General features: G+C 45.1%; 9 protein-coding genes and 1 pseudogene. 3 read left to right on the forward strand and 7 right to left on the reverse strand.

The window, feature by feature from the left end:
• Window positions 1–17: 17 nt before the first annotated feature.
• A pseudogene (locus AC1HDP_RS14120) lies at window positions 18–1,329 on the reverse strand (IS4 family transposase).
• Window positions 1,330–1,459: 130 nt separating this feature from the next.
• Window positions 1,460–2,794, reverse strand: coding sequence for a putrescine-ornithine antiporter (gene potE / locus AC1HDP_RS14125; protein ID WP_479639219.1), 1,335 nt, complete (start codon window positions 2,792–2,794; stop codon window positions 1,460–1,462).
• Between the two features lie 535 nt (window positions 2,795–3,329).
• On the opposite strand from potE, the gene adiA reads away from it, so the two are divergent.
• Entirely contained in the window at window positions 3,330–5,621 is a 2,292-nt protein-coding gene (adiA, locus tag AC1HDP_RS14130) for an arginine decarboxylase (RefSeq protein WP_479639220.1), read from the forward strand.
• 101 nt (window positions 5,622–5,722) lie between these two features.
• Window positions 5,723–6,517, forward strand: coding sequence for a VOC family protein (locus AC1HDP_RS14135; protein ID WP_479639221.1), 795 nt, complete (start codon window positions 5,723–5,725; stop codon window positions 6,515–6,517).
• Between the two features lie 84 nt (window positions 6,518–6,601).
• Here the strand turns inward: AC1HDP_RS14135 and AC1HDP_RS14140 are convergent, their stop codons facing one another.
• The 5 genes from AC1HDP_RS14140 to AC1HDP_RS14160 all read right to left on the reverse strand — a co-directional run bounded on the left by AC1HDP_RS14140 (window position 6,602) and on the right by AC1HDP_RS14160 (window position 13,544).
• Entirely contained in the window at window positions 6,602–7,660 is a 1,059-nt protein-coding gene (locus tag AC1HDP_RS14140; protein WP_479639222.1) for a ribonuclease T2 family protein, read from the reverse strand.
• Between the two features lie 230 nt (window positions 7,661–7,890).
• Complete coding sequence (locus AC1HDP_RS14145) at window positions 7,891–11,025, reverse strand: efflux RND transporter permease subunit (protein ID WP_479639223.1); 3,135 nt, start codon at window positions 11,023–11,025, stop codon at window positions 7,891–7,893.
• Window positions 11,026–11,034: 9 nt separating this feature from the next.
• Window positions 11,035–12,489 (reverse strand): efflux RND transporter periplasmic adaptor subunit, encoded by a 1,455-nt coding sequence (locus AC1HDP_RS14150; protein ID WP_479639224.1) that lies wholly within the window; start codon window positions 12,487–12,489, stop codon window positions 11,035–11,037.
• Between the two features lie 27 nt (window positions 12,490–12,516).
• The gene (locus AC1HDP_RS14155) at window positions 12,517–13,017 is read right to left on the reverse strand and encodes a heavy metal-binding domain-containing protein (RefSeq protein ID WP_479639225.1); all 501 of its coding nucleotides are present in this window, start codon (window positions 13,015–13,017) and stop codon (window positions 12,517–12,519) included.
• 122 nt (window positions 13,018–13,139) lie between these two features.
• Complete coding sequence (locus tag AC1HDP_RS14160) at window positions 13,140–13,544, reverse strand: hypothetical protein (protein ID WP_479639226.1); 405 nt, start codon at window positions 13,542–13,544, stop codon at window positions 13,140–13,142.
• Between the two features lie 407 nt (window positions 13,545–13,951).
• On the opposite strand from AC1HDP_RS14160, the gene AC1HDP_RS14165 reads away from it, so the two are divergent.
• Window positions 13,952–14,515, forward strand: coding sequence for a NapC/NirT family cytochrome c (locus tag AC1HDP_RS14165; RefSeq protein WP_140930378.1), 564 nt, complete (start codon window positions 13,952–13,954; stop codon window positions 14,513–14,515).
• Window positions 14,516–14,517 lie beyond the last annotated feature (2 nt).

Here is a 14,517-nt window from a genome sequence, read left to right on the forward strand (position 1 = left end):
CATTTGCCTAATGCCGTTCACTTAGTGTGAACGGCATTTTTCTTAGGCTTAATGGGATACTTGTTTTTACTCATTTTTAACGCACGTGGATAGGCTCTATCCCGTTTCCCATCAAGCTTGAACTGCATCGCATTACGCACTATGTCCAAGACATCTCTCGGGACATTCCCTCGCATTTGAGATGACAGCTGAGTCAGTTTGAAAATGATATAACTCGACGCATCTCTAAAGCTTAATTGGTTCGGATGTAACGACGGTAAGCTTTTAGCCATCAACACCATCTTGTATCTGATGAGGTTATAGGCCAACAGTACCCCCCACAATTCTTGGATAACCAGCTCTGGTAATTGACTGCGTAACGTAAAGCGACTCTCCAGCAGATGCTGCTTCATCTCCCGATAGCCCACTGCTATCTCCCATCGATAGGCATATAAATCCACTATCTCGGCCCCCGGATAACGTAAGGGGTCAGTTAATCAGGTCAAAATGGAAACCAACTTACCTTTTACCGTCTTCGTCAGTAAGCGAGCTTCAATATTGTCAGGCAATAGGCCACTTCTTTCTGGCTTGAGCTGTGGTGGTTAACTGCACCAGTTGGTCGTGTTTTCCTAAAGAGCGTACCACTTCATATTGTGTGCCTTTCTTCAACGGCAGCAGCCAGTGGCTGTTAGGTTGAGCCTGTTGCCAGGCGTGCAAAAGCCCCAAGGAATAGAAGCCTCTGTCAAACAGAGTCAGGCTGTTATTGGGTATGCTGGATATCAGTTCGGCGGCTAAATTCATTTCACTGACAGCAACAGAATCAAAGGCACTGTTCAATACCAAGTGGCTGCTTAATTCCATCATGCAAACCATACGAATTTGAGGATAAGCAGCATTGGCGGTTTTGGCAAAGGCCTGGTTGTTTTGCTCACTATCAGGTGTTCGCCACACGACACCATCGACACCGTAGAGGTTGAGTCCACACCAATGAGGATGCTCTGCTCTCTCATGCCAGGTCTTGGCACTTCGCTTAAACACATCCTGAACAACGTCAGAGCCTAGCCGCTTACGCGCTTGCGTGACAGCGCTGCGAGCCACGTAATCCACTTCTTGAGGTAAGACGATAGCAAGCTTATTGATGAGAGAGCGGACGGACTCGCCTCTGAACAGAGCCATACCAATCACCGCCCAAATCATGGCATCCATAGGTAACTTACGTCGCCGTAAACTGGCAACACCATGTGAATCAAGGCACGACTGAATTAAATCAGGCTCAAGCACATCGGCCAGACAGGTGAATTCGGTATGGCGATTGATATGAGTACGCGCCAAAGCGTCTGAAAGTTGCATAAAAAAATCCGATGACATGGGGTCATCGGATTTTGATCCTTTCAGTGAGATCGTCAAGCGATCTGTCTTAACTGATTGGCATTACGCATTTGCGGTTTTTTTTATGATGTAAATTTGAGTAAAAATATAGCTAGTTGATGCTGGTATTAACGTTAAGTGCCGTATTTTTATCTCGAGCGGCGATAAAGCCGTAGAAAATATAACCAAACAGAGTCACTAAGGTGCCGTAGAATACCGCATCTTCACCGCAGGCATATACGCCGTATAAACTATAAACTACTGCTATAGTGCCTATAATGGCAGCGTTAAAATATTCACTACGATTGACTTTATTTTCACGCAGAATAATTTCAAGTGCTGTCAGAGATAAGATATAAGGCACCATATTAATAAATACGGCCAAATTAAGTAGCACATTAAATTGTTTAACTAAGCTTGGTGAAATAGTCATTACTGCTAAGCCAAGTTCAAGTAGCAGCATAATTAGCATACCCTTGATTGGCGCGTTATCTTTAGTGACATCAGCAAAGATTTTAGGGAATAAACGAATATCGGCCGCTGCTTTAGATACTTGGGCATTAGTAAACTGCCAGCCTAATAATGAACCTATACAAGCAATTACCGCAAGACCTGTGACTATTTGGCCGACGGTATCATTGAACATGTATGAATACACTAGACCAAATGGCGCGTTAGATGTCGCTAACACTTCGTTAGGTACAATCCCTTGAATCACTGAGGTTGAGGCAATATAAACCACAGCGGTAAAACTAGTGGCTAATAAGCACGCTAAAGGCACGTTACGTTTTGGGTTCTCGACTGCGCCTGAGTTAGCGCCAGCGGATTCTATGCCTAAGAAAGCCCACAGAGTTAGTGCAATACCGGATGAAATAGCATCACCAGTACCTAAATGATGTGGATTCCATGCGGCAGAAAATATGCTGTTATCAAACCAGAACCAACCGAAAATAGATAAACCTACGACGGGAAGAATAATACCCCAGACAGTGAAAGTTGAAATACGACCAGTGATCTTAGGTCCTTTAAAGTTGGCAAACATAGTCACTATCAAGATAGATACCACGCCAACAAAAGTATGAATGGGGCCAGATTTTAACCAAGGAATGAAAGGCTCTAAATACCCAACCGCAGAAACCGCGATAGCCACAGCACTGATAACTAAACAGACATAATAAGTGTATGAAGCAATAAAGAATGATGATTTACCATGGGCCTCGGCTGAATAGGCCGACATACCGCCTTCTTTATTGCAGTACATGCCGCATTTTGCGAAGGCATAAGCAATACACATAGCCCCAACTGCAGTCACTAGCCAAGAGAGCAGTGAAATCCCCCCCGTTTGTGCCAAGCTGGCGGGCAACATAATAATCCCTGACCCCATCATATTTACCGTTACTATGGTGGTCAGGCCGATTAAGCCCATTTTATTTGACTCTGACGCCATGACGTTTCTCCCAAGTCATATTAAATTAAAAAACAAAAATAAATTTCAAGCTGAATATTGGTGCAAAGTACAGCAGGTTAATTCTGATATATGAGCGCTTTACTTTTTTGAATAGGATTGATGCTAAGGTGTTGCTGGAATCTATCTTTATTTGACGTTAAATCTAACTTGGCAGCAATAAAAAACCATTGTTATTAATTGAAGTTAATCTTATAGAAATGGCGAGATAACATCTACGTTTGAAATAGATATTAATAAAATGAATTAAGGATAGTTAATTAAATGGATACGTTTAGATAACTAGTTGAAACTCAATGCTTTTATTTGTGTGCGTGTTTGCAAGTTTATGATATTTAAGAATATTAAAATATTTGTTTTTAATATTCTTTTGGCCTAGATTAGAGCCATATTACGAGGTGTTAATCGACTGGTTATTTATCATAAGTGATTAAGTAGTCAATTCAATACTTTTATTATTTAGTTTGCTTTTTAATTCCATATTTTCAATTTTCACTATTTAAGTCGGAGCGTTACTATGAGTGGTTACGGCAAAAAATATATCAGTTTAATTCTTGAAGAGGCGCCAAAAGAAGGCGTGGTTGGTCATGCGATTACTCGTTTAGTTGAAGAATTAGAAACAAGTGGCGTTGAAGTTATTATTGCGACTAGTTATGACGACTGCTATTCAATTTTGAATGCTAATACTGCAGTTGATTGCTTAATGCTGACATCCACCATGAGCGGTTCTCAAGCAGAAGAAAATAGTCGTTTCTTTACCTTGATTGAGAAATTAAAACGTCGTCAAGAAAGTGTGCCAGTCTTCTTATTGGCCGAACGCAAAAAGATTACTCTAACGGTAAACCGTGAGTTGATGTCTCGGGTTGATGAATTTGCATGGATATTAGAAGACACGGCTGACTTTATTGCCGGTCGTGCGTTAGCTGCCATGCAGCGCTACCGCGAACGTCAATTACCGCCTTTAATGTCTGCCTTAATGAAGTATGACGACGTTCATGAATATTCATGGGCAGCGCCAGGTCACCAAGGTGGTGTTGGTTTTACTAAAACACCCGCTGGCCAACGCTTCTATAGCTATTACGGTGAAGGTATTTTCCGTACCGACATGGGGATTGAGCGCGGTAATTTAGGATCTCTGCTCGATCACACCGGCTCATTTGGTGAAAGTGAAAAGTATGCGGCGCGTGTTTTTGGTGCTGATCGTTCTTACTCGTTAGTGACTGGTACTTCAGGCTCTAACCGCACTATCATGCAAGCTTGTATGAATGAAGATGATTTAGTCATAGTTGACCGTAACTGCCATAAGTCGATTGAACAAGGCATTATGTTAACTGGTGCCCGCCCTGTGTATATGGTTCCTACCCGTAACCGTTATGGCATCATTGGCCCTATCTTCCCAAGCCAAATGAATGCCGCGGCTCTTAAAGCTAACGCTAAAAACAGCGAATTGACCAAAGAGTTTGCTGAACAAAAACCAGTGTATTCAGTGCTGACTAACTGTACTTATGACGGTTTATGCTACAACGCTAAACGTGCTCAAGATATCTTGGCTGAAAGCTGTGACCGCATTCACTTCGATGAAGCTTGGTATGGTTACGCACGCTTTAACCCCATTTATGCCGATCACTTTGCGATGCGCGGTGAGCCAGCCGCTGATTATCAAGGTCCAACCGTATTTGCAACTCACTCTACCCATAAGCTGCTCAATGCCTTGTCACAAGCTTCATGGTTACATGTGCGTAATGGTAAAAATGCCATTGATCATCAGAGATTTAACCAGTCTTATATGATGCATGCGACTACATCGCCTTTATATGCCATCAGTGCCTCAAACGATGTGGCGGTATCGCAAATGGACGGTAATCGTGGTTTATCATTAACGACAGAAGTTATCCGCGAAGCCGTTGACTTCCGTCAAGCCATGGCCAAGCTGCATAAAGAATATCAGAACGATAACGATTGGTTCTTCAAGCCTTGGAATGCTGAAACTGTTATCGACCCTGAAACCGCAAAGAGCTATAACTTTGAAGATGCCCCTGCCGAATTATTGGTAACTAACCAAGATTGCTGGGTTATGCATCCTGAAGATAAATGGCATGGTTTTGCTGATATGCCAAAAGACTGGTGCATGTTAGACCCTATCAAGGTGTCTATCCTGTCTCCTGGCATGGGCGATGATGGCCAGTTACTCGATAGTGGCGTGCCTGCGGCGCTGGTGACTCAATATTTAGGTCGTTTTGGTATAGTGCCAACTCGTACTACTGACTTCCAAGTAATGTTCCTGTTCTCTATGGGTATTACTAAAGGTAAGTGGGCGACTCTGGTTAATACCTTGCTGTCGTTCAAAAAGCACTATGATGCCAACACACCACTGCGCGAAGTATTGCCCGATTTAGCCAATGGTCATCCCGCGGTTTATGGTGAAATGGGTCTGAAAGATTTAGGTAATAAGATGTTTGCTTACCTGAAGGAACATAACCCTTCAGAAAAACTCAATGCTGCTTATTCTAACTTGCCAGAAGCCATTATTACTCCAAGAGCGGCGTTCCAATCCATTGTGGCTAACAATGTGGAAATGGTGCCATCCAATGAATTAGTGGGTCGCATTGCTGCCAATGCTGTGATCCCTTATCCACCAGGAATTCCAATGCTGATGTCTGGTGAAAACTTTGGTGATGAAACTAGTCCTCAAATCAATTATCTCAAGAGCTTAGAAGTGTGGGATAAAGAATTCCCAGGCTTTGAGCATGAAACTGAAGGGACTGAAGTTGAGCATGGTGTCTATCACGTAATGTGTATCAAGCAATAAGTTCTCGATAGCTAATCAAGGTCGCCTCGGCGGCCTTTTTTTATGGGTTGGCATAATGGCAGGTTCCTGCCTTTACTTAACTCTAGGTTATGGATTGAGTGATGATTATGGATAACAGCAATATTTGCCATGGCATGCCCTGTTGGAGTGAATTAGCTGCCAAGGATTGGACGCAAGCGAAACAGTTTTATCAGGCCTTTTTCGGTTGGAAAATGGATGATATGCCCCTGCCTGTTGGCGCTTATACCATGCTCTCGTTGCAGGGTACTGCCATAGGCGCGTTGTATCCTGCTGAAGATGATCCCTGCACACCTATGTTAGGTTGGAGCACTTATTTTGCGGTGGACGATATTCATGCCAGCTTACAGGCAGTGCAAGCCTCGGGCGGGGTAGTGCGCCTTGGCCCCCATCAAGTGGGAAGCGCAGGCTTCATGGCGCAAGTATCAGATCCCGAAGGCGCGGTGTTTTGTTTATGGCAAGCCAAAGATCATAGCGGCGCGGTACAAGGCGGTGGTTGTCATCATTTATCTTGGGTTGAGCTTGCCTGCAAAGATGCCGATAGCTGCCAGCATTTTTATCAACAAGTCTTGGGGTGGCAATGCCGCACCTTAATAGTGAATCGACAGCTGTATCGAGCATTTTCAGTCTCTGGAAAGCCAGTGGCAGGCATGCTGCAAATGACCAGCGACTGGGGCAATATGCCCAGTCACTGGATGCTGTATTTCCAAGTGGCAGATTGTGATGACAGCGCGGCTAGGGCGACATCCTTAGGGGCGACTGTGTGTGTATCGCCTACAGATATTGCCAAAATTGGTCGTTTTAGCGTGATTAATGACCCTCAAGGGGCGACATTCTCAATTGTTGCTTTAGACGATAAGCGTTTAGCGCAGCAGTAAATTTGCCGCTAATAGCTCAAGTTTCAATTGGTTATCAAGCCACCAATGTTCTTGACTACTTAATCGCAGTGCGAGCTTGTTAGGCTAATAGCCTGGCGCATCAATAGTAAATTGCGCTGGGCAAGATCCAGGTTTAATCGGGCGCGCTTGCGCTAATAACTGGCTTAAACTGGTGTCAGTTAAGTCTTTGGGTAAGCTCAATTGGATTTCCATCAACACCCCATTGCGGCATTGCAGGCTGACTTTATTGCTGGCATCAGGGCCAAAGTCTTGGCTAAATGCCTGCATAAACTGTTTGCGACTTATGGTTTGGCCAATGCGCTTTTTTAATAAGTCGCGCACAAATGACGAGTTATTCACTGCTGTGGTTAAGCGGATCGCTTGCTGAAAATAGTTATCTTGGCTAAATGCGGTGCAGCTGCCATGTTTCCAATATTCATGTTTTTGCAAACAAGTGCCAAATTGCGCGCTTGGCATTAACGCTTCAAGCGCGGTGCGAGTGGATTCTGACAAGGTTAGCGCTGGGTAATCGCAAAAGTGTTTCGGTTTAGACGTCACGCCAGCGCAGTAACCATAATTGATGCCGCAGCCTTGTTTATTAGGCCACAGGCCATGCAGGCTAAAGTTGTGGTGCGCCGGCAAACTTGCATCTTTCAGCATAGCTTTGCATTCGGCCTTGTTACGGCCACTTAATTCACAAAACGCATTCTGCCAACTTAAGGCTAATAGATTGGAATCATACTGCTCAGGCGTGGAGCATGCTTGGCGTTTATTGCTAGCTGCCACTGGCTGATTTGCGCTTTGAGATAAGGGTTGAGTGAATGTCGCAGCCGTAGGCGAGGCACTTTGTGTTGTCGATGTTAGTGCGCCGCAATTGGCTGCCACCCAGCGCTGCGGAGAAGGGGCAATCGAAGTCTCGAGTCGATACCAGCTAGGATTGTCGCTGCTGCCTAGATATTCAATCACGGCATAGGTTTGACCCACTTGGGTGTGGTGATCGCCAGGATTGGTTTGTTTGTTTTTGGATTGATAAAGCGGGCACACAGCCTTGGCACTAAACTCTGCCGTCATGGGCGCGCTGTGGCTTGGCGTGGCAGTTAGTAATAGCAGGGCAATTAAAGGTAAGCCGTTAACATTCATCATTATTTATCTAGTTTTTGCAGACAGTTAAGAATCCACAAGCTTAACATTGTGATGAAAAGAGTGACACTGACTTAACACATGGGAGTGAGCCGCTCACTCTATGAATAAATGAGCTCAATAAATTAGCTCAATAAATGAAGCTAAGGATTAAGGGCTCGCAGTAAAAGGGCAAGCCTTTTACTGCGAATTCAATCATAGATAATCTGTGATTGTGCCCTTAAGGCTAAAGCTTAATCCTTAGTTAGCTTACGGCCATAGATCAGCAGATATAAGGCAGGTAATACAAATAGTGATAACAGTGGCGCCGTTACCATGCCGCCTATCATAGGCGCGGCAATTTTTTGCATTACTTCGTTACCGCTGCCAGCGCCCCACATGATAGGGAGCAGACCAAAGAAGATGGTCGCAACTGTCATGGCTTTCGGGCGAATACGCATTACCGCCCCCTCCATTAGCGCCGCTTTGAGGTCATTGACTGTGTTATATTTCCCTTCTGCCTGATGCTGCTTAATGGCATTGTTTAAGTAAATCAGCATCACCACACCAAACTCAGCCGCAACGCCCGCGAGCGCTATCATGCCAACCGCGACTGCCACCGACATGTTGTAGTCCAGCAAGTAGAGTAACCAGCTGCTGCCCACTAAGGCGAAAGGTAAGCTCACCATGATCATGCTGGCTTGTAGGCTTGAGCCAAAGGTCAGCATTAACAAGATGAAGATCACTGCCAATGTTACAGGCACTATTTGTTTAAGTTTGGCATCTACCCTTTGCATGTATTCATATTGGCCTGCAAATGAATAGCTGTAGCGGGGCGGTACTTTAAGCTCAGCATCTAAGGCCACTTTGGCATTATCTATATAGTCACCAATGGATACACCTTTGATATCAATAAAGACCCAAGAGATCAGGCGACCATCTTCACTGCTTAACATCGGCGGGCCATCGCTAATACTAATATCAGCAAGGTTACCTAATGGCAGGTAATTACCACTTTTGGTCACCACAGGTAACTCGACTAACTTTTGTAAATCATCACGCAATTCACGCGGATATCTTAAGTTAATGGGGTAACGTTCAGCCCCTTGAATGGATTCGCCTATGTTCATGCCACCAATGGCATAGCGCACGACATCTTGAATGTCGCTTAAGTTCATGCCATAACGCGCCGCCACATCAAGTTTGGGGGTGATATCAAGGTAGCGGCCACCGCTTGAGCGCTCAGCGTAAGCTGATTGGGTGCCGGGCACTTTACTTAAAATGGCTTCAATGTCAGCGCCTATGCTTTGTAGGGTTTGAACATCAGCGCCACTGATCTTAATGCCCACTGGGGTTTTAATACCCGTTGAAAGCATATCGATGCGGGTCTTAATTGGTTGCACCCAAGCATTGGTGATACCTGGCACTTTTACTGTGGCTTGCAGCTGAGCAATAACATCCTCAAGGGCAACACCTTCACGCCACTCCTCTTTGGGTTTAAGCATGATAGTGGTTTCGAGCATAGTTAGTGGCGCCGGATCTGTCGCCGTTTCTGCGCGCCCCACTTTGCCAAAGACTCTAGCCACCTCGGGCACGGTTTTAATTAACCTGTCGGTTTGCTGCAATATTTCCGCCGCTTTACCTGCACTGATCCCTGGCAAAGTAGTTGGCATATATAACAAATCGCCTTCATCAAGCTCAGGCATAAACTCTTTGCCTAAGTTTGATAACGGATAAAAGGCGCTAAGAAAGGCAATGAAGGCCACTAACAAGGTGGTTTTTGGGTACTTTAATACGCCTTGCAGCGCTGGGCGATATAAGGCAATTAAGCAGCGACTTAAGGGATTACTTTGCTCGCTTGGAATTTTACCGCGAATAAAGTAGCCCATTAATACCGGCACTAAGGTAATAGATAAAATCGCTGCCGCCGCCATAGCAAAGGTTTTGGTGTAGGCAAGAGGCGCAAATAAGCGGCCTTCTTGAGCTTCTAAGGCAAATACAGGTAAGAAGCTTAAGGTAATAATTAACAGCGAGAAAAATAGCGCTGGCCCCACTTCAATGGAAGCTTCGCCGACTAATTGCCAATGCTCGCTATTATCAGGACGCCGGCCATGTTTTTGCTCAAAATGCTCAAGATGCTTGTGCATGTTTTCAATCATTACAATGGCGCCATCCACCACAGCGCCAATAGCAATGGCAATACCGCCCAAACTCATAATGTTGGCATTCACTCCCATGGCATTCATAACCATAAAGGCAATTAAAATGGCGAGTGGCAAGGTGATCACAGCCACTAAGGTTGAACGTGCGTGCAGCAAAAACAGTAAGCACACCACACCAACAACTAGCATTTCCTCAATCACTTTTTGAAAGAGGTTATCAACAGACTTTAAAATTAAGCCAGATCTGTCATAGGTTGGGACTATCTCGACCCCTTCAGGTAAGCCAGTTTTCAGTTGCTCTAATTTGGTTTTCACCGCTTCAATGGTGGCTAATGCGTTTTCGCCGTAGCGCATCACAATAATGCCGCCAACCACTTCGCCTTCACCATCAAGTTCAGCAATGCCGCGCCGTGAGGCTGGGCCTTTACGAATATCGGCCACATCTTTAAGTAATAGCGGCGTGCCCGTAGCGCTTGCCATGCCTAATGGGATGTTGGCAAAATCTTCTATGCTCTGGCGATAGCCCTTGGCTCTTACCATGTACTCAGCTTCAGCCATTTCAACCACAGAGCCGCCAACTTCACTGTTAGCATTATCTATGGCTTGCTTGACCCTTGAGATATCCATCTGATAAATAGCTAATTTGCTGGGTTGCAATACGATTTGATAGGTCTGCTCCATGCCGCCAACGGTTGCGACTTCCGCCACACCTTGCACGCTTTGCAGCTCAAGCTTTAAGTACCAATCTTGCAGGGATTTAAGCTGTGACAGATCAAGCTTGCCGGTGCGATCGACTAAGGCATATTCAAAGATCCAACCAACCCCAGAGGCATCCGGGCCAAGGCTAGGTTGCACGCCACTTGGCAGACGGCTACTGACTTGGCTTAAGTATTCCAGTACTCGCGAACGTGCCCAGTAAATGTCGGTGCCATCTTCAAAAATGACATACACGTAGGAGTCTCCAAACATAGAGAATCCACGCACTGTCTTAGCGCCTGGCACAGATAACATGGCGCTCGATAGCGGGTAAGTTACCTGATCTTCAACCAATTGCGGCGCTTGACCTGGGTAACTGGTTTTAATAATAACCTGCACGTCCGATAAGTCGGGCAGGGCATCGAGCGGGGTTTTACGCAGCTGATCTATGCCGATCACGGCGATCATTATGGTGATTATCAGCACCATCAGCCTTTGGCGTAAACAGCCTTGGATTATTTTCTCTAGCATGATGCGCTCCTAGTGCTGATGACCTTGGCTTAAGCGGAGTAAACTGCCCTTTAAGCTAGCTTCTGAATCCAGCAGGAATTGACCTGAGGTCACGACCATTTCACCGTCATTAAGACCGGAAATGATTTCGCTCTTACCTTGGGTTTGCATGCCAACGACGACTTCTTTCGCCACAAAGCTAGTGTCGCCTTGTTTGACTATGACGCGGTTTTGCTTGCCAGTTTGAATTAAGGCTTCGCTTGGCACATATAAGACACCACGCTTAGCGCCGCCAAAGAAGGCTACGTTAGCTAAGGTTTTTGGGCGCAAGGTGGCATCAAGGTTACTCAGTACCACTCGAACTCTTAAGCTTCTGGTAATAGGGTCAAGTTCTGGATAGATATAATCAATCTTGCCCTTCATATCGCTGATATTAAGCGCCGGAATGCTAATCTCAGCCTCTTGCCCTAAAGCGAGCCAAGATTGCTCATTTTCAAACACATCAGCGACTACCCACACTTTAGATAAATCCACTAACGAGATAATCTCAGTTTGCGGCTCCACATACATGCCATCACGGATGTTGAGGGTTTCTACCACAGCATCTCGCTTGGCATAAAATGGCACCTTAAACTGGGTCTGCTTAGTGCTGGCTAATTGCTTAATTTGCGCCGCGTTGAAACCCAGTAGCTCTAAACGTAAGCCAGCATTACGCACTAATTGCTGATAATTTTTGCTGTTATTGTTTTGCGCTAAGGTTTCCATGGCCAGCAAGTAATCATTCTGGGCATTGATTAACTCAGGTGAATACAGCTCATATAACAGCTGGCCTTGTTTAATTTTATCGCCCGCCGATTCAACATTAAGTTTTTCAACCCAGCCGCTAACCCGAGGGTGGATATGCTCGATTTGTCTTTGATCATAATCAATGGAGCCGACGGCGCGTACGTATTTCCACAAGGTGCCGCGGGTTGCTGGGGCTACCCGTAGTGCTAAGGCTTGCTGCATATTGCCTGATACATTGACTTCAATTTCAGTGGCGCTGGTGGCCATATTTACTGGCTCTAAATCCATACCACAAATCGGGCAGCTGCCTTCTTGGTCGCTGACAATATGCGGGTGCATAGGGCAAACATATTTGACCTTGGCAGGCGTTAACTCAGTTAACGGCTTAAGCTCCTTAATGGGGGCTAAGGTCTTGATGTTGCTCGTTGCGTTCGCGTCTTGATGCTGATGTTCAGCACTGGCTTCTTCTTCCTCATCTTTAACTAAAAACATCTTACAAATTGGGCAACGACCTGGCTCATGGCTGGTTTCTTGCGGGTGCATAGGGCAGTAATAATGCTGCTCTGCGTTGCTGCTGGTGCTAGTGGTGATGGCCGCATCTTGGCTGCTGGCTTGTGTTTGCGCCATAGCGCTTGGCATAGCCACGCTTAAACTCAGTCCAAGTAAGATACTGCTGGCTTTTAGATTAAAACTATTCATAAAAAATCCCTCACTCCGCCCAGAGTATTAACCGTGATGATGTGTTTTTTTAGGCGCAGAAGTCTGCTTAGCTTCTAAGTCCATGCCGCACTTAGGGCATGAATCGCCTTTAACGCCAGTGACTTCTGGATGCATAGGGCAATCATGAGTGGCCGCTGTGGCTACTGGCTCTAAATCCATGCCGCACTTAGGGCATGAGTCGCCTTTAACGCCAGTCACTTCTGGGTGCATAGGGCAATCATAAGGAGTGTGCTGCGTATGTTGGGCATGGTGAGCTTGCTTAGCGCTTGGGCACTTATCGCAATCGGCTTTTTTGCTTGGGCAATGTGATTTGCCTGATGCTGAGGTTTGGGTTAAATCCATGCCGCATTTTGGGCATGAGTCACCGTTAACACCTGTTACTTCTGGGTGCATAGGGCAAGAGTGGCTGGCTGCATGCGCCGCGTGGATATGATCAGCAGCAAAGGCTGTCGGCATTGAAACCGCGAAGAAAAACGTTAACAAAATAGTTTTGGCAAAAGATAACATAGTAAAGCTCCATCTATGAGATAGCCGCAATTAACCTAGGCACGATTCAATAGGTGCAGTTAGGCCGGGCTGAATTTTTTACAAGGTGGTGATGTTGTTTGCGTGGGGCAAACCTAGCGGACTTAGACTATGGGAGGTCTCAGTTCTGTGGGCAGAGCTAGTGAGTGGAGCGAGGGGATAGCAGAAAATAGCTTCTCAGAGTAAGCAAGAGTCGATGGCCACATCTGAGTATCCACTAAAGTGCCAGCAACAGAGATGCTGAGGCAATGGTTACAATCAGATAAACAGGCGCTGTCGCCCTCGCAGCAAGATTTATTGCCTGAGTTAGCAGCCGATTCATCGCAGCAAGCATGAGTGCTTACTGGATCTTGGCAATGAGCATCCATTATTTGCATATGATCCATTGAGTTACTTACTGGCATTGCCATCACTTGGCCACTGAAAGCCATGCCCTGCACAAGAAGTGCCAGCATAGTTAACATGACGAAAAATGAATGACGGTTTACTGCCAAAGTAAAAATCTCCAATGAATACTCGTAAACTATAACATAGCTAATGATTTTTTAGGTGAGATATTTCACACTTTTATACTATTGATTTAATAAGCTTATTCTTATTAGCTTGTGATTAACCCCAGAATATTGTGTTTATCAATTCTCATAATCAACTTATGACTAGACTGACGTCACAGTTTTGCTGCCTGGGGCCATAGATTGTGAGTTAGATAGATAAAATGACCCAGAACAGGGGGTAAAATCATCACGAAGCCGTTGTTTTGAAAAATTATTGAGCGGATTAGTGCGATGAGGATCCCATTTTTACGATTTTAGTTATTTAAATGTCCATTTTTTGATTCGGAATCAAATTTATTAAAGTTAAATGAACATAAAATAGAAAAATTAAAAGATAAATTCCGAAGAATTGGAGAGCTGTGATGAACTTGCGTGCATTATTCAAACCTAGCGCAAAATACTCAATATTCGCCTTATTAGTGGTGGGTATTGTAGTGGGCGTCGTTGGATTTTTTGCCACCCAACAAACTCTGCATGCAACCAGTACAGATGCTTTCTGTATGACTTGTCACGCAGGCCATTCTCTGCAAGATGAAGTGTTAGCTTCACCGCATGGCGATAACCGTGCTGGTATCGTAGTGCAGTGTCAGCAATGTCATATTGCCCAAGAGCCATTTGCTTATTTGACCAAGAAAATCGTGGTATCTAAAGATATCATTGGTTACTTGACCATTGACGGCTTTGAAACTCAAGAATGGTTAGAGACTAACCGTAAAGAGCAAGCTGAATTGGCTCGCGACTATTTACGTTCAATTGACTCTTCAACCTGTCAAAACTGTCATAACCGCATTTATGAAAATCCGTCGGCTAACATGAAGAAGATGGCTGTCAGAATGCATGAAATGAACTTCAAGAAAGCTCCTGAAGACAGAAAGACTTGTATTGATTGTCACAAAGGCATTGCCCACCCATATCCAAAAGGATAAGT

Source organism: Shewanella sp. ISS20 (genome assembly GCF_056522965.1).